Source organism: Qipengyuania sp. 902 (assembly GCF_051195295.1).
Taxonomy (GTDB): Bacteria; Pseudomonadota; Alphaproteobacteria; order Sphingomonadales; family Sphingomonadaceae; genus Qipengyuania.
In genome coordinates, this window is the sequence record NZ_JBNJLJ010000003.1 from 38,121 (window position 1) to 57,274 (window position 19,154).

21 protein-coding genes and 1 tRNA gene are annotated in these 19,154 nt (G+C 63.9%); 2 read left to right on the top strand and 20 right to left on the bottom strand.

What is annotated here, in order from left to right:
* Positions 1 to 55 precede the first annotated feature (55 nt).
* The 10 genes from ACSH0F_RS09750 to ACSH0F_RS09795 form a co-directional block, all read right to left on the bottom strand.
* A complete protein-coding gene (locus tag ACSH0F_RS09750; RefSeq protein ID WP_435202281.1) occupies positions 56 to 2,002 on the bottom strand; it encodes a potassium transporter Kup in 1,947 nt (648 codons plus the stop codon).
* A 119-nt stretch (positions 2,003 to 2,121) separates the two neighbouring features.
* Positions 2,122 to 2,778, bottom strand: a complete 657-nt coding sequence (locus ACSH0F_RS09755; RefSeq protein WP_435202283.1) for a tetratricopeptide repeat protein — start codon at positions 2,776 to 2,778, stop codon at positions 2,122 to 2,124.
* Positions 2,775 to 3,170, bottom strand: a complete 396-nt coding sequence (locus ACSH0F_RS09760) for a cytochrome c-type biogenesis protein (protein WP_435202285.1) — start codon at positions 3,168 to 3,170, stop codon at positions 2,775 to 2,777. The genes ACSH0F_RS09755 and ACSH0F_RS09760 overlap by 4 nt, the downstream gene beginning before the upstream one ends.
* A gap of 80 nt (positions 3,171 to 3,250) precedes the next feature.
* Positions 3,251 to 3,775 carry a DsbE family thiol:disulfide interchange protein gene (locus tag ACSH0F_RS09765; RefSeq protein ID WP_435202287.1) on the bottom strand — a complete coding sequence of 175 codons (525 nt, stop codon included), beginning with the start codon at positions 3,773 to 3,775 and terminating at the stop codon, positions 3,251 to 3,253.
* On the bottom strand, positions 3,772 to 5,727 hold the full coding sequence (locus tag ACSH0F_RS09770; protein WP_435202289.1) for a heme lyase CcmF/NrfE family subunit: 1,956 nt from the start codon (positions 5,725 to 5,727) through the stop codon (positions 3,772 to 3,774). Before ACSH0F_RS09770 ends, ACSH0F_RS09765 begins: the two co-directional genes overlap by 4 nt.
* A complete protein-coding gene (gene ccmE / locus ACSH0F_RS09775; protein ID WP_435202291.1) occupies positions 5,724 to 6,194 on the bottom strand; it encodes a cytochrome c maturation protein CcmE in 471 nt (156 codons plus the stop codon). Before ccmE ends, ACSH0F_RS09770 begins: the two co-directional genes overlap by 4 nt.
* Positions 6,191 to 6,334 (bottom strand): hypothetical protein, encoded by a 144-nt coding sequence (locus ACSH0F_RS09780; protein ID WP_435202293.1) that lies wholly within the window; start codon positions 6,332 to 6,334, stop codon positions 6,191 to 6,193. Before ACSH0F_RS09780 ends, ccmE begins: the two co-directional genes overlap by 4 nt.
* Positions 6,331 to 7,053, bottom strand: coding sequence for a heme ABC transporter permease CcmC (gene ccmC, locus ACSH0F_RS09785; RefSeq protein ID WP_435202295.1), 723 nt, complete (start codon positions 7,051 to 7,053; stop codon positions 6,331 to 6,333). The genes ACSH0F_RS09780 and ccmC overlap by 4 nt, the downstream gene beginning before the upstream one ends.
* Before the next feature lie 60 nt (positions 7,054 to 7,113).
* Positions 7,114 to 8,181 carry a Leu/Phe/Val dehydrogenase gene (locus ACSH0F_RS09790; protein ID WP_435202297.1) on the bottom strand — a complete coding sequence of 356 codons (1,068 nt, stop codon included), beginning with the start codon at positions 8,179 to 8,181 and terminating at the stop codon, positions 7,114 to 7,116.
* A gap of 52 nt (positions 8,182 to 8,233) precedes the next feature.
* Positions 8,234 to 8,310 (bottom strand) — tRNA-His (locus ACSH0F_RS09795).
* Positions 8,311 to 8,503: 193 nt separating this feature from the next.
* Between ACSH0F_RS09795 and ACSH0F_RS09800 the strand changes: the two genes are divergently transcribed.
* Entirely contained in the window at positions 8,504 to 9,139 is a 636-nt protein-coding gene (locus ACSH0F_RS09800; RefSeq protein WP_435202299.1) for a prolyl hydroxylase family protein, read from the top strand.
* Positions 9,140 to 9,198: 59 nt separating this feature from the next.
* Here the strand turns inward: ACSH0F_RS09800 and rpmE are convergent, their stop codons facing one another.
* From rpmE to pyrH, 10 genes are all read right to left on the bottom strand, one after another.
* Positions 9,199 to 9,426 (bottom strand): 50S ribosomal protein L31, encoded by a 228-nt coding sequence (rpmE, locus tag ACSH0F_RS09805; RefSeq protein WP_435202301.1) that lies wholly within the window; start codon positions 9,424 to 9,426, stop codon positions 9,199 to 9,201.
* 369 nt (positions 9,427 to 9,795) lie between these two features.
* Positions 9,796 to 10,248: a 3-hydroxyacyl-ACP dehydratase FabZ gene (gene fabZ / locus ACSH0F_RS09810; RefSeq protein WP_435202303.1), complete on the bottom strand. Its 453-nt coding sequence runs from the start codon at positions 10,246 to 10,248 to the stop codon at positions 9,796 to 9,798.
* A gap of 22 nt (positions 10,249 to 10,270) precedes the next feature.
* On the bottom strand, positions 10,271 to 10,960 hold the full coding sequence (locus ACSH0F_RS09815) for an OmpH family outer membrane protein (RefSeq protein WP_435202305.1): 690 nt from the start codon (positions 10,958 to 10,960) through the stop codon (positions 10,271 to 10,273).
* Positions 10,960 to 13,608, bottom strand: coding sequence for an outer membrane protein assembly factor BamA (bamA, locus tag ACSH0F_RS09820; RefSeq protein ID WP_435202307.1), 2,649 nt, complete (start codon positions 13,606 to 13,608; stop codon positions 10,960 to 10,962). Before bamA ends, ACSH0F_RS09815 begins: the two co-directional genes overlap by 1 nt.
* A gap of 169 nt (positions 13,609 to 13,777) precedes the next feature.
* Positions 13,778 to 14,911: an RIP metalloprotease RseP gene (gene rseP / locus ACSH0F_RS09825; protein WP_435203149.1), complete on the bottom strand. Its 1,134-nt coding sequence runs from the start codon at positions 14,909 to 14,911 to the stop codon at positions 13,778 to 13,780.
* Positions 14,912 to 14,921: 10 nt separating this feature from the next.
* Positions 14,922 to 16,073: a 1-deoxy-D-xylulose-5-phosphate reductoisomerase gene (gene dxr, locus ACSH0F_RS09830; protein WP_435202309.1), complete on the bottom strand. Its 1,152-nt coding sequence runs from the start codon at positions 16,071 to 16,073 to the stop codon at positions 14,922 to 14,924.
* Positions 16,070 to 16,768, bottom strand: coding sequence for a phosphatidate cytidylyltransferase (locus tag ACSH0F_RS09835; protein ID WP_435202311.1), 699 nt, complete (start codon positions 16,766 to 16,768; stop codon positions 16,070 to 16,072). The genes dxr and ACSH0F_RS09835 overlap by 4 nt, the downstream gene beginning before the upstream one ends.
* 55 nt (positions 16,769 to 16,823) lie before the next feature.
* Positions 16,824 to 17,507 (bottom strand): polyprenyl diphosphate synthase, encoded by a 684-nt coding sequence (gene uppS, locus ACSH0F_RS09840; RefSeq protein WP_435202313.1) that lies wholly within the window; start codon positions 17,505 to 17,507, stop codon positions 16,824 to 16,826.
* A gap of 122 nt (positions 17,508 to 17,629) precedes the next feature.
* Positions 17,630 to 18,187: a ribosome recycling factor gene (gene frr, locus ACSH0F_RS09845; RefSeq protein ID WP_278327121.1), complete on the bottom strand. Its 558-nt coding sequence runs from the start codon at positions 18,185 to 18,187 to the stop codon at positions 17,630 to 17,632.
* A 12-nt stretch (positions 18,188 to 18,199) separates the two neighbouring features.
* Entirely contained in the window at positions 18,200 to 18,925 is a 726-nt protein-coding gene (gene pyrH / locus ACSH0F_RS09850) for a UMP kinase (RefSeq protein WP_435202315.1), read from the bottom strand.
* Between the two features lie 54 nt (positions 18,926 to 18,979).
* On the opposite strand from pyrH, the gene ACSH0F_RS09855 reads away from it, so the two are divergent.
* Positions 18,980 to 19,114 (top strand): hypothetical protein, encoded by a 135-nt coding sequence (locus tag ACSH0F_RS09855; RefSeq protein ID WP_435202317.1) that lies wholly within the window; start codon positions 18,980 to 18,982, stop codon positions 19,112 to 19,114.
* Positions 19,115 to 19,154: the final 40 nt, after the last annotated feature.

The following is a 19,154-nucleotide window of genomic DNA, read 5'->3' on the forward strand; positions in this document are numbered from 1 at the left end:
CGTCGATGGTCCACGGGCCGACCGCCGATGTCAAACGGTAGGTTTCGCCGGAGAGTCAGATCTCGACCTGACTCCCCAACTCGACCACACGATTAGTCGGCAGGCGGAAGAAATCCATCGCGGTTGCGGCATTCCGCAGCATCCACGCGAATATCTTCTCGCGCCAGATCGGCATGCCTGGCTTGTCGCTGGCGAGCAAGGTCTGGCGGCTGAGGAAGAAGCTGGTGTGCATCATGTCGAACTTGCCGCCGCAGCGCTCCATTTCCGTCAGGCCTTCCGGCACGTTCGTCTCCTGCATGAAGCCGTAATGCAGGATCGCGCGGTAGAACCCGTCGCCGAGGTCGTGGATCTCGCAGCGCTTGTCGCTTTCGACATAAGGGCTGTCGGCGATCAGCACGGTCAGGATGATGACCCGCTCGTGCAGCACCTTGTTGTGCTTGATGTTGTGCAGCAGCGCGCTGGGGACGCCGGCGGTCTGGCTGGCCATGAAGATGGCGGTGCCCGGCACGCGCGTGGCGGAGTTCTTGGCGCTCTTGGCAAAGATTTCGATCGGCAGCGCCGTCTCGCTCATCCGCTCCCGCATCAGCCTGCGCCCTCGCGCCCAGGTGGTGAGCAGTGTAAAGGCGACGAGGCCGACCACCAGCGGGAACCAGCCGCCATCGGGCACCTTCACGAGGTTCGCGGCAAAATACGCCCCGTCCACAATCAGGAAGAACACCACGATCGGCAGGGCGACCCACCATTTCCACTTCCAGACGCCGACGAACAGCACGCCCATCAGGATCGTATCGATCGTCACCGCGCCGGTCACAGCGATCCCATAAGCGGCAGCGAGATTGGACGAGGTCTGGAAGGTCAGCACCAGCACGATCACCGCGACCATCAGCGCCCAGTTGATTACCGGGATGTAGATCTGCCCGGCCTCGGTCTCGCTGGTGTGGCGGATCGAGAGGCGCGGCATGAAGCCCAATTGCATCGCTTGGTGGGTAATGCTGAACGCGCCGGAGATAACCGCTTGGCTGGCGATGAAGGTCGCCATGGTCGCGAGGATCACCAGTGGCAGGCGGTACTCTTCGCTCGCCAGCAGGAAGAACGGGTTGCGGACGACTTCGGCTGCCTGCTCGGGCGGCAGCCCTGCAATCATCGCGCCCTGCCCGAAATAGTTGAGCAAAAGACATGGCATGACGAAGCCGAACCAGCTGAGGCGCATCGGCCCGCGCCCGAAGTGTCCCATGTCCGAATAAAGCGCTTCGGCCCCGGTCACCGCCAGCACGACCGCGCCCAGCGCAAGGAAAGCGATCACGCCGTCGGTCACGAAGAACATGACTGCATAGTAGGGATTGAGCGCCCAGAGGATGTCCGGGTTCTGTACGATCTGGTTAAGCCCCAGCCCGGCAATCACCACGAAATAGACGATCATCACCGGCGCAAAGAGAGCACCGACTTTGGCCGTGCCACGCGCCTGCAGCAGGAACAGTCCAACCAGCAGCACCAGCGCGATAGGAATCACCAGGGGGTCGAGCCGGTGATCGACCACCGTCAGTCCCTCGACTGCCGACAGGACCGAGATTGCGGGCGTGATCATGCTGTCGCCGTAGAAGAGCGAGGTCGCGAATACGCCGAGGAGCACGACCAGCCAAGCGTATTTCGTCTGTCCGATATGGCGGCTGATAAGCGCAAGCAGGGCGAGGCTGCCGCCCTGCCCCTTATTGTCGGCACGCATCAGGATGGTGACATACTGGATCGCCACGACAACCGTCATCGACCAGAAGATCAGGCTGACCACGCCCAGCACGTGCATCCGGTCGATGGCGATGCCGACCGACCCGGAGAAGGTCTCGCGGAAAGCATATAGCGGGCTGGTGCCGATGTCGCCGAAGACGACGCCGATTGCACCGACTGCCAAGGCCGTGCGCGATGCGCCGCCATGGCCATTACCGTGGCCGCCGGTGGAGGGAGTACCCTCGGGCACCGGGTCCTGGACGGTTGCGCTATCGCTCATGAGGAAAAGATGTCCGGCCGCATTGCGTCATTCGCCTGAATGGCAGGGCACTGCCCTGCGCAGGGCGCGCCGATTAGCAGCAAGACTGCCCGCCCGCAACACGATGCCGTGTGGCTGTTTCATTCGGCTGCTTCGGCTTCTACGGCAGCGTCTGAGGCACCAAGCAAGCTGTCCAGCCGCGCGATACGGTCGGCAAGAAGCGGGCGCCAGTCCGCGTTTTCCGGTGCATCTACCAACAATTCCACCCAGAGTTCGCGCGTGCGCTGCGGATCCCCGGCACGAAGCCAGGCGAGTCCGAGGAAGTAGGTTGGCGCGGGGTTGCCGCGCGCGACCGCGTCGGCACGTTCGTAGGCGTTGAGAGCTGCGGGCGTCAGCTGACCCTCGGCATGCTCGACCAGCGAGTTGCCCAAGGCCAGCCAGGCTTCGGAATCGTTCGGGTTCTCGGCGAGCGCATTGCTCAGGAAACGCGCCGATTGGTCGAACTGGCCGCGGCGCGCGAAGGCGTCTGCGGTGACGACGAAGCGGGACGGCAGCACGCCCTCGGCATAGAATTCGCGCCGGGCCTGCACCATGGCCTCGCCCGATTGCGCGGCTTCGCCCCCGGTCGCGGCACGAGGCGCGCCCGCCTGCCCGGGCGAACCCTGGATCGCATAGCCGGCAAGACCGAAAAGCAGCGCGGCCCCGAATAGCGCCCAAACGCTGCGCGGCAGCTTCAGCAGCAAGATGGCCCCGACGAAGGTCAACAGCGCCAGCAGGAGGATCGGCAACCAACTCACGATTGGCGCCTCCGCAGGCGGCCCGCCAGCACCACAGCCGCGATCAGGACCAGCAACGCCGGGATCGCGAACAGCGGCCAGGTCACCGCGCTCACCTCGGGCCGATAGCTGACATAGTCGCCGTAACGCTGGACCAGCCACGCGCGGACCGCCTCGGGATCTTCGCCCGCAGCGATACGGATGCGGACCTGGTGCCGCATGTCGCCCGCCATCGGCGCATCGCTATCCGCAATGGATTGCGACTGGCACTTGAGGCAGCGCAGCGTCTCCATCAGGTCCTGCGCGGCGGCCTCCTGCGCCGGGTCGTCGAGCTGGCGATAGGCGAAGGGCGCGGGCGGCATGCTGTCCTGCGCGGCAAGCGGCAACGCGAGACTCAGAAAAATAGCCGTCATCCCAGCGAAAGCTGGGATCGCTTTCAACCGAGCGCGACACCGATAGCGACCCCAGCTTTTGCTGGGGTGACGACGTTCGCTCATCGCGCCTTCTCCAGTTCGGCCAGCAGCGTCGGCACGTCGCTTTCGCGAATGTCGCCGAGGTGCTGGTAGCGGATGATGCCCCGGCCATCGATCACGAAAGTCTCGGGCACACCCGACGAGCCGATGGCAAGCTGCACCTCCGACAGATCGTCGCGTGCGATTCGCGTGTAGGGATTGCCATGCTGCGCCAGGAAACGCGCCACATCCTCGGGCCGGTCGCGGATCGCGATGCCGACGATGGGCACACCCGCCTCCTTCAACCGCTCCAGCTGCGGCGCTTCGGCAATGCACGGCAGGCACCAGCTGGCCCAGATGTTGAGCAGTCGCGGCGTACCGTCCTTGAAATCAGTGGTCGCGGCGCCACTCGCGCCCTCGGTCGCGGGCGGAAGGTCGAAATAGGGCAGCGCCTCGCCGATCATTCCGCTCTCGACGAAATCGTCTTTCGGCTGGGTCAGCTGGTAGGCTGCCAGGCCAAGGAAACCTGCAAACAGAAACAGCGGAAGCCACACGCGCCAGCTCATGCTATCGCCTCCGTTTCCGCGCGCCGCTCGACGATCCGCCGTGCGATGCGCCGCCGACGAAAATCGGCGATCACGCGACCGACAAGCGCCAGCGCGCCGCCCAGCGCGACCAGCAGGCCGCCGTACCATATCAGCGTGACGAGCGGCTTCCACCACAACCGCAGCTGCCAGCGCCCGTCCGGCGTGCGATCGCCGATGACGGCGTAAAGCTGGCCGTTCCACCGCGTCGACAGCGCGCTCTCGGTCGTTTCCTGCGGCGGTGCCCAGAACCGCCGCGCCTGCGGGGTGAGCATGACCGGCTCGCCGCCGTCATAGCTCGCGCTTAGGCGGCCCTCGATGGCCGTCCAGTTGGGGCCGGCGACCGGCATCACCTCGCTCAGGGTCACAACCCAGGGGCCGACCTGCGTACTTTGCCCAGCCTCGACTGCCGCAAGCCGCTCCTTCGAAAAAGCGCTCTCGCTCGCCATGCCGATCAGGGCCACGGCGATACCGAAATGGGCGACGATCATACCCCACGTGGCTAGCGGCACGCGCTTCAGATTGCGGCCCCGCAGCGGAAGGAAGCTGGCCACGCCAAGTCCGATCCCGAGCGCCAGCCCCAGCAAAGGCAGAATCGCGACGCCGGTGACGAGGCCGAAGAATATCAGCGATACGAGCACGAGAGCGGCGAACAGCGCCAGTTCTGGCCTGATGCGCTCCAGACGGTCTTGCCGCCAGCGCAGCAGCGGCCCGACGGCCATGACCACCAGCATAGGCACCGCAAAAATCGCCGAGACCGGATTGAAATAGGGCGGCCCAACGGACACCCGCACGTCGAAGGCTTCGGTCAGCAACGGGTAGAGCGTGCCGAGCAGCACGATCGCAAGGATGGCACTCAGCATTACATTGTTGAACACCAGCGCGCCTTCGCGGCTGGTCGCAGTGAACCGCTGGCCCTCATTAATAGTGCTGGCGCGCAGGGCGAACAGCAACAGCGCGCCGCCGATGAACAGGCCCAGCAGCACGAGGATGAAGCTCCCCCGTTCCGGATCGACGGCGAAGGCGTGGACGCTGGTAAGGATGCCGGATCGCACGAGGAACGTCCCCACCATGCTCATGGAAAATGCGACCACACCGAGCATGATCGTCCAGACCCGCAAAGCATCGCGGCTGGCGAGGACGCTGGTCGAATGAAGCAGGGCCGTCGCGGCCAGCCAAGGCATAAGCGAGGCATTCTCGACCGGATCCCAGAACCAGTATCCGCCCCAGCCGAGTTCGTAATAGGCCCAATAGGACCCGGCTACGATTCCGAGCGTCAAGAACACCCAGGCGCCCAGCACCCAGGGCCGCATGGCGCTGGCAAAGTCCGGGGTCACCTGCCGCGTCAGCAGCGCGCCGACGGCGAAGCTGAAGGCGACCGAGAGGCCGACATAGCCCATGTAAAGCGTCGGCGGATGGAAGGCGAGGCCGAGGTCCTGCAGCAGCGGATTGAGGCCAAGGCCCTCCGGCGCAGGCACCGGCAAGCGCTCGAACGGATTGGAGCTCAGGATCAGGAAGGCATAAAAGCCCAGCGAGACGAGCCCTTGTGCCGCGAGCGTCGCCTGCATCGTGCGCTCCGGCAGGCGCTTCTCTGCAAGCGCGATGAGCCCGCCCGAGAGCGACATCACCGTCACCCACAACAGCATGGAGCCTTCGTGGTTGCCCCACGCACCGGACAGCTTGAACACCAGCGGCTTTAATGAATGGGAGTTGGCCGCAACCAGCTTCACCGAGAGGTCGGTGATGGCGAACAGCCACAGCAGCATGGCGAAAGCGATGCTGGCGAGCGCGGCCTGCACGACCGCACTCGGCCTTACCAACCTGGCGATCTCGCTCCCCTCGCCGGCGCGAACGGCCAGGAAACCGGCAACCATCTGAAGCGCGGCAAGCGCGGCGGCGAACCACAGCGCGGCGTGACCGAGTTCGGCGATCATTCGATGCCGACCGTCGTCTCTTCGGCCATCTTCGCGGCCTGCATCTGGCTCATGCCCTCAAGTTCCTTGGGAACGTAATTCTCGTCATGCTTGGCGAGCAGATTGTCGGCCACGAAAGTGCCGTCAGGTGCAAGCCGACCTTCGGCCACGACGCCGGAGCCCTCGACGAACAGGTCGGGGGCGATGCCGCTGAAGCGTACCGGGATGCGCGAGCCATCGTTACCGGTAACGGCAAAGCGCAAGGTCACACCATCGTTATCCGTCGTGAGCGAACCCTGTTCGACCATCCCGCCCAGTCTCACGGCTTGGCCTACGGCGGGCGGATCGGCCTGCATCTGCTCCGGCAAGTAGAAATAGTTCGCCTGATTGCGCAGCGCATAGGCCGCGAGCAGCCCCGCGCCGATTAGCGCCACGAGAGCCAGGACCACGAGGATCAACCGCTGATGCTTGGGTTTGAGCGCGCTCATTTCCGCCGACTCTCCGCGCGGCGGCGCTCGGCCCGCTTCATATCGACCCACGCCCAGGCGATCATCGCCAGCGTGCCGACGACGCCCACCGCATAAGCAGCGAGCACGAAATCCCATTGGTCGAGCGCTTCGCGCATCATACAGCCTCGCTCGCCCGGCGGCGAAGGCGCGCCTCGGCCTGAATGTCGGCCAGCAGCGCTCGCATGCGTGCCAGCACGATCCCGCCGAAAATCAGCGAGAAGCCGACGACTGCGACCAGCAGGGGCGCAAGGTATTCACCGTCGATCGCGCTATTGCCCATCGTGATGCTTGGCGGCTGGTGCAACGAGTTCCACCAGACGACGCTGCGATTGATGATAGGGATGTTGATCGCGCCCACGAGTCCGAAGATCGCCGGGATGCGGGCGCTCACTCCCTCACGGGCAGCGGCTTGCGCCAGCGCGATATATGCGGCGTAGAGGAAGGATAGCACCAGCATGCTGGTCAGCCTGCCGTCCCATACCCACCACGTCCCCCAGGTCGGGCGACCCCAGATCGAGCCGGTGACGAGGCAGATCAGCGTGAAGACAAGGCCGGGAACTGCCGCTGCGCGGGCAGCAAGTGCCGCGAGCGGGTGCCGCCAGACGAGGTATACTAGGCTAGAGATAGCAATTGCGGTCCATCCTCCCATACCTAGCCATGCTGCGGGCACGTGCAGGAACAGGATGCGCACCGTCTCGCCCATCAGGCGGTCGGGCGAAACCTGGGTCAGCCCCCACCATAGCGCGCCCGCGCTCAGCACGAGCCCGGCCATTAGCAACAGCGGCGTCAGCCAGCTGGCGAGCGTTAAGAACCGTTTGGGATTGGCGAAGCCGTGCATGATGTAAGCCGTGCGCGCGCTTTTACAGACCCGCGCCTGACCCGCAAGTGAAGATGGGCCTCAGGCGCGCCCGATCAAGCGCTGCGCCATGCGATCGGCGACCTGATCGGGAGAAAGGCCGCTCTCGTCGCTCTCGGTCCAGATCTGCTCGAGACGACCCGGAATCTGGGCAATACGCTTGCGGACCTCGTTGATGTCGCACGGCGCCTTGTCACAGCGACAGAGGTATTCGAGGGTCACCGAAATGATGCCGCCAGCATTGATGACGTAGTCCGGCGCGTAGAGAATGCCGCGCTCTGCCAGCATCGGGCCGTGTTCGGGCCGACGCAGCTGATTGTTCGCGCCGCCTGCCACGATCTTGCAGTCGAGCCGCGCGATCCCCTCGTCGTCGAGCACCGCGCCGAGGGCATTGGGGCTGAAAACGTCGCAGGCAACCGACATGACCGCATCGGGCGCGGCAGTATCGGCACCGAGGTCTGCGGCGAGCGATTCGGCGCGGTCCTGGTTGACGTCCGACAGCGTGAGCTTCGCACCTTCCTTGGCGAGCAATCGGGCGACACCGCCACCGACGCTGCCGGTGCCCTGAATCGCGACATGCACGCCTTCGACGCTGTCCTTGCCGAGCTTGTGCTGCACCGCGGCCTTGATGCCGAGGAAGATGCCGAGCGCGGTGAAGGGCCCCGGATCGCCGCCCGCGGCATCCTCGCCCTCGACCGGCAGGCCGGACACATACTGCGTCCGCTCGGCGACCGCTGCCATGTCGGCTTCGGAAATGCCGACGTCCTCTGCGGTGACATATTTGCCGCCCAGGCCTTCGACGGCATCGGCGAAGGCAGCAAGCATTTCGGGCGTCTTGCTCTTGTCTTCGGGCGCGAGGATCACGGCCTTGCCGCCGCCCATGGGCAGGCCGGCCATGGCGTTCTTGTAGCTCATCCCGCGCGAGAGGCGCAGGGCATCGCGCATGGCATCGCCGGGTTCGGCATAATGCCAGAAACGCGTGCCACCCGCGCCGGGGCCGAGATGTGTGGAATGGAGCGCGATAATCGCCGTCAGGCCGCTGTTCCGGTCACGTACGAAATGCACGAGTTCGTGATCGTCGTAATCCGCTTCGGTCCAGAAAGCCGTCATCGCCAAAATGCCCCTGCAAGCTGTACGGAGCGGTCTAATCTCGGGGGGAAAATGGGGCGATCGAGGGGTCTCGAACCCCCGACCTCCGGTACCACAAACCGGCGCTCTAACCAACTGAGCTACGATCGCCACAAGCCCCCGGAACCGCCCGGGAAGGGGGCCTGATACGCCCGCACGATGGGGCGTCAACCCGTCCCGTGCAGCGGCGTGGGCCTGTTGCACAACACTCCGCAAATGGGAAGCGAAAAAGCGCTGGGAGAGCGCAATGCGCAATATTATGTCGTGACTTGCCAGTCGGTGCGGCTTGGCTAGTCTGCGCTGTATGACGGGGTCGGGCGAATCTTCGGCAGAGCGACTGCTCGCACAAGACGGCATGCAACGCGTGCCGAGCCCGAAGGCCGAGCTGTTCCAGCTACGGGGTTTTGTGCCGCCGGAGCTGTGCGCCGAGCTGATCGCGCTGATCGAGACGGACCGCCGTCCCTCCACCCTAGCCGATGCGGGCGATGACCATTATTTCCGCACCAGCGAGACCTGCGACCTATCGGCTGACGAGCCCGCGGTGCGGGTGCTGGAAGACAAGCTCACTAAGCTGACCGGAATCGACCCGGCCCATGGCGAGCCGCTGCAGGGCCAGCGTTACGATGTCGGCCAGGAATTCAAGCCGCATTGCGACTATTTCAATCCCGGCGGGCAGGACTGGGAGAAATACTGCTCGGTCGCCGGCCAGCGGACCTGGACCTTCATGATCTATCTGAACGATGTAGAGGCCGGCGGCGCAACGCGTTTCAAGGCGATCGGCAAGACCTTCCAGCCCGAGGCGGGCAAGCTGCTCGGCTGGAACAACCGGCGCCCCGACGGCCGCGAGAACCCGAACACGATCCATCACGGCATGAAGGTCCGCAAGGGCGTGAAATACGTGATCACGAAATGGTATCGCGAGAAGGAGTGGGGGTGGTGACGAAAAAGGGCGACCCCGCAGGACCGCCCTTTTGAACATTCGCGACTGGCGCGGTGCGCTCAGTTCTTCTTGAGGCTGAGCCCGCCGAAGCGCTTGTTGAAGGCTGCGACGCGGCCGCCTTCCTGCAGCTGCTGCTTGCCGCCGGTCCACGCCGGGTGGCTCGTCGGGTCGATTTCAAGCGTCAGCGTGTCGCCTTCGCTGCCCCACGTCGAGCGCGTCTGGAATTCGGTGCCATCGGTCATCTTGACCGTGATCATGTGATAGTCGGGGTGGCCATCGGCTTTCATGATAGTCGTCCTTTAAGCTTCGGAGCGGTTCCGACCGGTCCAGCTGTGTTTGGGAAAGGCGCGCGCCTAATCGGAATTGCCTTGGAAGGCAAGTCCGATTTGACGCTGTTTATTCGGCCTCAAGCGCCGGCGGCTGCATCCGCAGCCTTAGGCTGTCCTCGCTCACGCGACCTGAAGGCCGCGTCGCTGCGGGCGGGCAGTCGCGCTTGCCTAGCCTGCGGCTCGGAGATCATCGCCAAACGCACGCGTTTTCTCGAGCACCGCCCGCGACCAGCGGGCGGCAAGGCCGACTGGCCGCCCGCAGCGGGCGCGGCTTGCTGCGCGTCTAGCGAGGACGCACCGACGGATGTCGGTGCGAAAAGCAAAGATTCATGCGTCGGCGATCATCGCGGTGAAACTGACTTCGCAGGTCACTTTGCCCTCGACGCTAGCCTCGCCCGCAAACTTGCAGACGCGCGCGCGTTTCTGGACAAATTCGGCCTTGAGGTCGAGCAACACGCCCGGCGTCACGGGCGCGCGAAACTTCGCGTTCTCGATCGCCATGAAATAGACGAGCTTTCCCGAGCCCGCGAGGCCAAGGCTTTCGACCGCGAGAACGCCAGCGGCCTGCGCCAGTGCCTCGATCTGGAGGACGCCGGGCATGATCGGCGATCCGGGAAAGTGGCCCTGGAAGAAATCCTCGTTAAAGCTGACCGCCTTGATCGCGTGGATGCGCTCGTCGACGACCAGCTCCTTCACCCGGTCGACCAGGAGCAGGGGATAACGATGCGGCAGGCGCTTCAGCACCTGCACTACGTCGAAACCGCTGGTTTCCTCGCTCATCGCCCTGCTCCCGTCGTCAGGATCAGCGGCCGGCCGGCTGCTGCTGTGCGGGCTGCTGGCCCTGCTGCTGCGCGGCTTGCTGGGCGGCCTGCTGTTGCGCGACGCCGACAAGGATCTGCGAGACCGTCTGCTGGGTCTGCAGCGACTCCTGGCGCGGACGCCAGTTCGCCGGCGGCGTGATCTGCACGCTCGGCACGCGCTGGTTCATGACGGTGACCAAATCGTTCGTCACGTTGAGCGTTTCGGGTGCCCACTGGACCGCGTCCGGCGAGAGCAGGAGCTGGATGTTCTTCTGCTGCACGACCTGCTGCTGCACATTGCTGTAATCGTTGATCAACTGCTCGATGGCATAGGTCTGTGCCAGCACGATCGGCTGCGAAGCCTGCTGGATCTGCTGTTCCTTCTGCTGGATCTGCTGCACAACGGAGGGGTTCGCCTGCGCCTCGGCCTGGGTCAGCTGACCGTCGCTATTGGTGTCGAGGCTCTGCTGCAGCGTCGCCGCTTCCTGGCGCAGGGTGCGTATCTGGGTGAGCTGCGCCGTATATTGCTGCTCGATCTGCTGATAGGCGGCGATGCGGGCCTGCGAGCGCACAATCACGGCTTCGGGGCTGCTGGTGGCGATCGCGCCGGTCACCTGCGCGGCGACGGGCGTGCTGGCAATAGCCGCGCCTGCGAGAGCCGCGGCAGCGAGAATCTTGGTCTTGCTGGTCATTAGAATTGCGTTCCTACGTTGAATGAGAAGGTCTTGGTGTCGTCTCCGACTTCCTTCTTGATGATCTGGGCGAAATCGATCCTGAACGGACCGAAGGGCGAGTTCCAGTTGACGCCGACGCCCGCGGAAATGCGCGGTGCAGCCGTGTCGCCGACGAAAACTTCGCGATAGAAAGAACTGGCGGGGATGAACGGCAAAAGCGGATTGCCATCGGCGTCGACCGTGTCGGTCGTGGTCAGTCCGTCTTCATCGATGAAGAGCAACTGCCCATCCTGCGTAGCCTGACGACCGTTAGGCTGGTTCACCAATGTGGGCGTCGTGATCGAGAACAACGAACCGACATCGACCCAGACCGACGGGCGGAGACCGAGTTCGCGTGCACCGCTACCAAGCGGGATCTCGAGTTCGGCACGGCCAAGGTAATATGCCTTGCCGCCGATGGCATCGTCGAAGCGCTGATCGGACGACAGCGCGTCCTCGATCGGCGTGGGAATACGCGGGCCATCGGGATTGTCGGGATCGGTCACGAAATTGAGCCGCACGATGCGCGGGCCGATCCCGCGAATGTCGAAGCCGCGCATTTGCGGTTCGCCGAGGAAGAAGCGGTCGGTCAGGCGAATGCTGTCACGCCCGGGCTCGTCGCTGTCCTCTAGCCCGCGGATCCATCCGCCTTCGCCCGCCAGCGAGAATACAAACCCGCTGCCGATCGACCAGTATTTCGCCATGCGGGCGCGCGAGCGGATGTACTTTTCCGATCCGCCGAGGCCGGCGAACTCATTGGTCCAGCTGATCGTTTCGCCGCGGCTCGGCCGCAGCCTGCTGTTGAGCGTGTTGTAGTTCAGCGTCAGCCCTAGGATCGAGCTCGAACGCTCGCCGATCGCTTCGCACAGGAAGCGCGTGGCGCGGCATTCACCGTTCTCGAAGAACTCGTCGCCCAGCGACACGTCGTCATAATTGAAGGTGTAGCTGCCAATGGCCGAGAGATATTCGGTGAGCGGCACACCCGCCCGCAGCGAGAAGCCCGTCGTCGACTGCTCGTAAGTCGTATTGCGTTCGCTGTTGCGGAAGTTGAAGCTGTTGAAATCGCGGCGATAGATGTCGACGCCCGCAGAGATATTGCGGTCGAAAACATAAGGTTCGCTGAAGCTGATCTGCGCCGATTTCGAGTAGCGAGAGTAGTTGACGCTCAGGCCGACAGTCTGCCCGCGACCGCGGAAATTGCGCTGGCGGATAGAGCCTGCGAGGATAAAACTTTCGAGCGAGCTGAAGCCCGCCGATAGCTGCAGTTCGCCGGTCGCCTGTTCTTCCACATTCGCTTCGAGCACGATGCGGTCGGGCGCACTGCCTTCGACCTGGTTGATCTCGAAGTTTTCCTGGAAATAGCCCAACGAATTGATGCGCGCGGTGGAGCGGGACACGGCGAGCGAATTGAACGCGTCGCCCTCGGCGATACGGAATTCACGGCGGATCACCTTGTCCTGCGTAAGCGTGTTGCCGTTCACGTCGATACGCTCCACGTAAACGCGGGGCGCCTCGCGCAGGACGAAATTGACGTCCATCGTCAGATCGTCGGCGTCGCGACGAATTTCCGGGTTCACGTCGGCAAAGGCATAGCCGAAGGTGCCGGCAAGTTCGGTCAGCTGTTCGACCGTGTCTTCGACCTGCTTGGCGTTGTACCAGTCGCCGCTCTTCATGGGCAGTCGGCCGGCCAGCGCATCGCTGTCGAAGTCGCGAATCTGGCTGTCGACGGTCACTTCGCCGAATTTGTGGCGTTCGCCTTCTTCGACGACATAGGTGATGATGAAATCGCGCTTGTCGGGCGTCAGCTCGGCCACGGCCGATACGACGCGGAAATCGGCATAGCCTTCGGTCAGGTAGAACAGCCGGAGGTTCTGCTGGTCGAACGCCAGACGGTCGGGATCGTAGCTGGTATTGGAGCTGAAGAAGCTCGTCAGGCGCGCCTGCTTGGTCAGCATTTCGCCGCGCAGCTCGCCGTCCGAGAAAGCTTCATTGCCGATGATGTTGATCTGGCGAACCTTGGACTTGGGCCCTTCGTTGATCTCGAACACCACGTCCACGCGGTTCTGGCTCAGCTGCACCATCTTGGGCTCGACCGTGGCGGCGAAGCGGCCCTGGCGCTTGTAAAGCTCGATGATGCGGGCGACGTCCGCGCGAACCTTGGACCGGGTGAAAATCTGGCGCGGCGAGAGCTTGATCTCGGGCAGAATCTTGTCGTTCTTGATCCGCTTGTTGCCCTCCAGGATGATGCGGTTGATGACCGGGTTCTCGGTCACCTCGATCACCACATTGCCGCCGTTGTTGACGACGCTGGCATTGGCGAACAGCTCGGTGGCGTAGAGGTCCTTCAGCACCTGGTCGCCGACCGCCTGGGTCCAGGCATCGCCCGGGCGCAGGCGGATATAGGAGAGGATCGTCTGCGGCTCGAGGCGCTGGGCCCCGCTCACCGCGATCGTCTGCACCGTCTGCTGCTGGACTGCAGGGGCCGGGGTGGTCGCTTCCGCCTCCTCGGTGTCCTGCGCAAGCGCGATCTGCGGAATACCGGCGAGCATGGTTCCGGCGAGGAGGCCCATGGCCAGCCGTGCGGGCGAAGCTTTGCGGCGCGCGGCGGCGGGTGCGAAATCAGTCATCGACAAGGAAAATCCCGTCCTCGTTAAAATGCTACGGAGCCGGTGGATGCTGGGCCCATCGGCAAAAGCCGCTGTCTATGCAGCGGCCCGAAAGTCCCCTGCCCTAAGCGCTTGTGCCAATCAAGCTTTGCAACCGTGAACGCCCGCCTCCGCGCTGTGCTTTCCCCGGCTAATTCCCGAAGATCGGGAGACCGGCCAGGTCGTTGATCGTGACGAATACCATCAGCGCAAGCACGAGGGCCACGCCGGCGCGATACGCCACTTCCGTTCCACGGGGGCCGATGGGTTTCCGGCGGACTGCTTCTGCCGCGTAGAAAGCCAGGTGCCCGCCGTCGAGCGCGGGGATTGGCAGGAGGTTGATGAATGCCAAGTTAAGCGAAATCAGGGCGACGAAATTGGTAAAGGCGAGCGCACCCATGCTCAGTTGTTCGCCGGAAAATTTGGCGATCTTGACCGGACCGCCGAGCTCCTGGACCGAGCGTTCTCCGGTAAATATCTGTGCGACACCGGTAATCATCATGTCGACCACGCCGATGGAATGATCGACGGCAAGGCCGAGGCTGCCGATGATCCCTTGCGGCTCGTAGGTCATTTCCGCCTCTGCCGCCTGAATGCCGACAAGACCGATCTTGGACTTGTTGCCGAAACCGTCTTCGACCTCGCGGCTCTCCGTGGTGACGGCGAAGGTCTCGCGCGCACCGTCGCGCAGGACGGTGATGTCGAGCGTGCGGCCCGGGTACATCATGATCGCGTTCTGGACGTCGCGGAAGCTCTCCATCGTCTCGCCTTCGACCGAGATGATGCGGTCGCCAGCGCGCAAGCCGGCCTCGCGCGCAGGAGAGGTTTCGGCGAATTCTGCGATCGTCAGCTGGCTGTCCGCATCGGCAGGCACGGGCTTGCCGTAGAAGGCGAAGAAGCTCGCAAATATCGCCAGCGTCACGAGGATGTTGGTCGCAGGCCCCGCGAATACGATCAGCGCGCGCTTCCACAGCGCAGCATGGTGGAAACTGCCGCTGCGCTCCTCGGCGCTAGCTTGTTCGGCGGCTGCGGTATCCGGAATGCTCGCCGGGTTCATGTCGCCCTTGAACTGGACATAGCCGCCCAGCGGCAGCGCGCTCAGCTTCCACCGTGTCCCACGTTTGTCGGTGAAGCCCCAGATTTCCTTGCCGAAACCGATCGAGAAGGCTTCCGCCTGCACGCCGAACCAGCGGCCTACGATATAATGACCAAGCTCGTGAACGGTGATCAGCGGCCCCAGCAGCAACGGGAAGCCGAAGACGTAATAGACCCACAGGGGCAGCATGTTTTCCAAGTCAGGCGAGCTCCAGCATTTCGGTGGCGCGCTTGCGGGAAGCGTCGTCCACCATCAGCACCTCGTCCAGAGAACGCGGAGCATCGGGCAGGTTTCCTTCCGTCAGCACGCGCTCGACCAATAGCGGAATTCGGCTGAATGGAATCTTACGGTCCAGAAATGCGGCGACGGCCACTTCATTCGCGGCGTTGAGCACGGCCGGGGCCGCCCCGCCCGCCTCTGCCGCCTCGCGCGCCAAACGGGTCGCGGGAAAGCGCTGTTCGTCGGGCTGGAAGAAACTGAGTTCGCCGATGGTGGGCAGGTCCAGTGGCTCGCACGGCGTGTCCATCCGCTGCGGCCAGGCGAGACAGCTGGCGATGGGCACGCGCATGTCGGACGGGCCGAGCTGCGCCAGCGTGGACCCGTCGCGATACTCGACCATCGAATGGATCACGCTCTGCGGGTGGACCACGATGCGAATGCGGTCGAGGCCGACCGGGAACAGCTGATGCGCCTCGATCAGTTCAAGCCCTTTATTGAACATGGTCGCGCTGTCGACGCTGATCTTGGCGCCCATGTCCCAATTGGGATGCGCTACCGCCTGCTCGGGGGTGACGGCAGAGAGGTCTTCCACCGTGCGTAGCGGGCCGCCGCTGGCGGTGAGCGTGATCCAGCGCACATCCTCGATCCGCCCGCCTTCGAGGCACTGGAAGATTGCATTGTGCTCGCTATCGACGGGGAGCAGCGTCGCGCCGTGTTTCGCAACCGCGGCGGTCATGACCTCGCCCGCCGAAACCAGCGCTTCCTTGTTGGCGAGCGCGATAGTCCCGCCCTGCTCGATCGCCGCCATGACCGGGCCGAGCCCTGCACAGCCGACGATCGCGGCGACGGTGATATCGACGGGGCGTTCCGCAGCTTCGCACAGCGCCCGCTTGCCGCCAGCCGCTTCGATTCCCGAGCCATCGAGCGCGGCACGCAGGTCGTCCAGACAGCTCTCGTCCGCGACCACGGCGATCTCTGCGCGGAACTCCTTCGCGAGCGCCGCAAGCTCGGCGACGTTGCAATTGGCCGTTAGCGCAACCACCCGCCAGTCCTTCGCATCGCGGCGTATCAGATCGAGCGTCGATGTGCCGACCGAGCCGGTGGCACCGAGAATGGAGATCGAGCGGCTCATGAAAGCCCCGGCATCAAAAAGCCGACCGCGATGGCGACAGGAAGAATGCCGTCAGTTCGGTCGAACACGCCGCCATGGCCCGGAATAAGGTTCGAGGAATCCTTCATGTGAGCCTTGCGCTTAAGCCAGCTTTCGAGAAAATCGCCGGCCTGCGCCGAACACGCGAGTACCGCGCCGATAGCGAGCGCGGCAATCGGCGACCACGGGTATGCGTTGACCTCCATGTGCCACTCTTCCGATGCCGGTAGGATAAGTTGCAGCAGCAGCCAGCCGAACAGCGCGGCTCCGACCATGCCGCCCCCTAGACCGGCCCATGTCTTCGACGGGCTGACACGCGGAGCGATTTTCGGACCGCCGATGGCCCGGCCGCTGAAGTAGGCGAATGTATCGGTGAAGATGACCGATCCAATCACCAGATAAAGATAGAACCTCGGCATGGTCGTTAGGAACAGGGCGGCAAATCCCACATAGATCGCGCCGAGCAGCAATCCGGCCACGCGCCCGGCGGTACGCTCTGTGGCCCGGAAGACGAGCCGGACCAGTTCGGCATAGGTGGCCAGAGCGACGAGTCCGATGAAGAGCTTGAGCCATACGTCGCCCGCCCACAATGCACTGCCAGCCACGGCGAGCATCACCAGAGCGGAAGCAGCCCGTTTCGGCAGGTCGGACGTGCGGATCGACAAAGGTACCGTCATGTACCGCTGGGCGTACGCCTTCGCGCGGTCGCGCTTGCCCGCACCTGCTTGCGTCTCACCGTCCACCAAAGCGCCTCTCCCGGTCGCCGAAATCCGCCAGCGCCTGCTTGAACATCTCGGGCGTGAAATCCGGCCATAGCACGTCGGTAAAAATCATCTCGGCATAGGCCGCCTGCCACAAGAGGAAATTCGACAAGCGCACTTCTCCGCTGGTGCGGATCAGCAGGTCGAGCGGCGGGAGCGGCGCGGTGTAGAGATGCTCGGCCAGACTCTCTTCGGTGATCTCACCCCCGGCAGCAGCCTTGCGCGCAGCCGCCACGATCTCCGCCTGCGCGCCGTAGTTCAGCGCCACCGCCAGCGTACGCGAGCCCTTGCTGGTCTGCTCCAGCGCATCCTCCAGCATGGCGACAATATCGGGCGCGAGCGCCTGCCAGTCGCCGAGGATATGCAGTTTCACGTCATTGGCGATGAATTCGGGCAGGTCCGATTTGATGAACTTGCGCATCAGGTCCATCAGATCGTCGACCTCGTCCTCCGGCCTCTTCCAGTTTTCGGAGCTGAAGGCGTAGAGCGTCAGGCATTCGACCTGCGTGTCCTTGAGGCTGCGCACCAGCTCGCGCACGGCCTCCACGCCCTTGCGATGGCCCATCACGCGCGGCAGGTGCCGGCGCTTCGCCCAGCGACCATTGCCATCCATGATAATGGCAACGTGGCGGGGGGACTGCGTGTCTGATCTCATTCCGAAATCCGTTCGCCCTGAGCTTGTCGAAGGGCCGCACTTACTTCGTTAGCGCAGCACCATGAGGATAGACGGGGCTTCGACAAGCTCAGCCCGAACGGGACAGAGGGTGCATTGCAACCTCACTGGGTCAGGATTTCCTGCGTTTTCTTCTCGACCGCCTCATCGGTTTCGGCGACATATTTGTCGGTCAGCTTCTGGACCTCGTCTTCGGACCGCTTGCGATCGTCTTCGGAGATTTCCTTCTTCTTCTCGTCTTCCTTCAGCGCTTCCATGCCGTCGCGGCGCACGTTGCGGATGGCGATCTTGCCCTTCTCGCCATATTCGCCCGCCAGCTTGGCGAGATCCTTGCGGCGTTCCTCGGTCAGGTCGGGCATCGGCAGGCGGATGGTCTGGCCGTCCTGCATCGGGTTTAGGCCGAGATTGGCCTTGGCGATGCCCTTTTCCACTGCGCTCACATTGGCCTTGTCCCAAACCTGCACGCTCAGCATGCGCGGTTCGGGTGCGCTGACCGTCGCGACCTGGCTCAACGGCATCATCGAGCCATAGACCTCGACCACGACCGGATCGAGCAGGCTGGTGTTCGCGCGGCCGGTGCGCAGGCCCGAAAGATCGCCCTTCAGGCTTTCGACGGCACCCTTCATGCGGCGCTCGATATCGGCTTTGTCGTATTTTGCCATGATGGCTTCCTCTTAGCTTTTTTCGTTGGTGACGACCGTCTGCACGCCCTCGCCCTTGAGAACGCGGGCCAGATTGCCCTTCTCGCGGATAGAAAACACGACGATCGGAATGTTGTTGTCGCGGCACAAGGCCACGGCGCTGGCGTCCATCACCTTGAGGTCGTCTGCCAGCACGCGGCTGTAAGTGACGGTATCGAAACGTTTCGCCTTGGCGTTCTTCTTGGGATCGCTGTCGTAGACCCCGTCGACGCTGGTGCCCTTGAGCAGCGCATCGCAGTTCATTTCCGCCGCGCGCAAGGCCGCGCCGCTGTCGGTTGTGAAATAAGGGGCGCCGACACCGGCGGCGAAGATCACTACGCGACCTTTTTCGAGATGACGTTCGGCGCGGCGACGGATCACCGGCTCGCACACCTGGTCCATTTGCACCGCGCTCTGCACGCGGGTCTGCACGCCCAGCTGCTCCAGCGCGTTCTGCATTGCCAGCGCATTCATGACGGTCGCTAGCATGCCCATGTAATCGGCCTGCGCGCGGTCCATCCCCTGCGCCGCGCCCGCCATGCCGCGAAAGATATTGCCGCCGCCGATGACGAGGCAGATTTCGAGGCCGGTTTCCTTCGCCGCCTTCACTTCCTCGGCCAGTTCCATGACGAAAGCCGGGTCGATGCCGAACGGCCCCTCGCCCATGAGCACCTCGCCCGAGAGCTTGAGCAGGACGCGCTTCATCGTGGAAAAGGGCATGGAGGCGAAGAATCCGTGTTGCGTGAGAGGCCTGCGGCTCCTTAGCCATGATGCATGGCGCGCGCAAAGGGAAAGCCCCGCATCGGAAAAAGGTGGGTCGCCGGGCCTGGCGCGAACATCCTACCGATGCGCCTGTTCACGCAGGCCGAGATATGGCTGATCGAACTGGTCGCACGCAGCGGCGGGTGAATGCCCGATTTCCTACACGATTATCGCCCGTTAGCCTCGC

Bases quoted from the DNA above. Each gene is read 5' to 3' on its own strand.
- ACSH0F_RS09770 (WP_435202289.1), bottom strand. From the start codon at position 5,727: ATGATCGCCGAACTCGGTCACGCCGCGCTGTGGTTCGCCGCCGCGCTT.
- ccmC (WP_435202295.1), bottom strand. From the start codon at position 7,053: ATGCACGGCTTCGCCAATCCCAAACGGTTCTTAACGCTCGCCAGCTGG.
- ACSH0F_RS09790 (WP_435202297.1), bottom strand. From the start codon at position 8,181: ATGACGGCTTTCTGGACCGAAGCGGATTACGACGATCACGAACTCGTG.
- ACSH0F_RS09780 (WP_435202293.1), bottom strand. From the start codon at position 6,334: ATGATGCGCGAAGCGCTCGACCAATGGGATTTCGTGCTCGCTGCTTAT.
- bamA (WP_435202307.1), bottom strand. From the start codon at position 13,608: ATGACTGATTTCGCACCCGCCGCCGCGCGCCGCAAAGCTTCGCCCGCA.
- rpmE (WP_435202301.1), bottom strand. From the start codon at position 9,426: ATGAAAGCCGATGGCCACCCCGACTATCACATGATCACGGTCAAGATG.
- ACSH0F_RS09855 (WP_435202317.1), top strand. From the start codon at position 18,980: ATGGCGCGCGCAAAGGGAAAGCCCCGCATCGGAAAAAGGTGGGTCGCC.
- uppS (WP_435202313.1), bottom strand. From the start codon at position 17,507: ATGAGATCAGACACGCAGTCCCCCCGCCACGTTGCCATTATCATGGAT.
- rseP (WP_435203149.1), bottom strand. From the start codon at position 14,911: ATGCTGCCCCTGTGGGTCTATTACGTCTTCGGCTTCCCGTTGCTGCTG.
- frr (WP_278327121.1), bottom strand. From the start codon at position 18,187: ATGGCAAAATACGACAAAGCCGATATCGAGCGCCGCATGAAGGGTGCC.
- ACSH0F_RS09750 (WP_435202281.1), bottom strand. From the start codon at position 2,002: ATGAGCGATAGCGCAACCGTCCAGGACCCGGTGCCCGAGGGTACTCCC.
- ACSH0F_RS09765 (WP_435202287.1), bottom strand. From the start codon at position 3,775: ATGAGCTGGCGCGTGTGGCTTCCGCTGTTTCTGTTTGCAGGTTTCCTT.
- ACSH0F_RS09760 (WP_435202285.1), bottom strand. From the start codon at position 3,170: ATGACGGCTATTTTTCTGAGTCTCGCGTTGCCGCTTGCCGCGCAGGAC.
- fabZ (WP_435202303.1), bottom strand. From the start codon at position 10,248: ATGAGCGAGGAAACCAGCGGTTTCGACGTAGTGCAGGTGCTGAAGCGC.
- ccmE (WP_435202291.1), bottom strand. From the start codon at position 6,194: ATGAGCGCGCTCAAACCCAAGCATCAGCGGTTGATCCTCGTGGTCCTG.
- ACSH0F_RS09800 (WP_435202299.1), top strand. From the start codon at position 8,504: ATGACGGGGTCGGGCGAATCTTCGGCAGAGCGACTGCTCGCACAAGAC.
- dxr (WP_435202309.1), bottom strand. From the start codon at position 16,073: ATGAGCCGCTCGATCTCCATTCTCGGTGCCACCGGCTCGGTCGGCACA.
- pyrH (WP_435202315.1), bottom strand. From the start codon at position 18,925: ATGCCCTTTTCCACGATGAAGCGCGTCCTGCTCAAGCTCTCGGGCGAG.
- ACSH0F_RS09815 (WP_435202305.1), bottom strand. From the start codon at position 10,960: ATGACCAGCAAGACCAAGATTCTCGCTGCCGCGGCTCTCGCAGGCGCG.
- ACSH0F_RS09835 (WP_435202311.1), bottom strand. From the start codon at position 16,768: ATGACGGTACCTTTGTCGATCCGCACGTCCGACCTGCCGAAACGGGCT.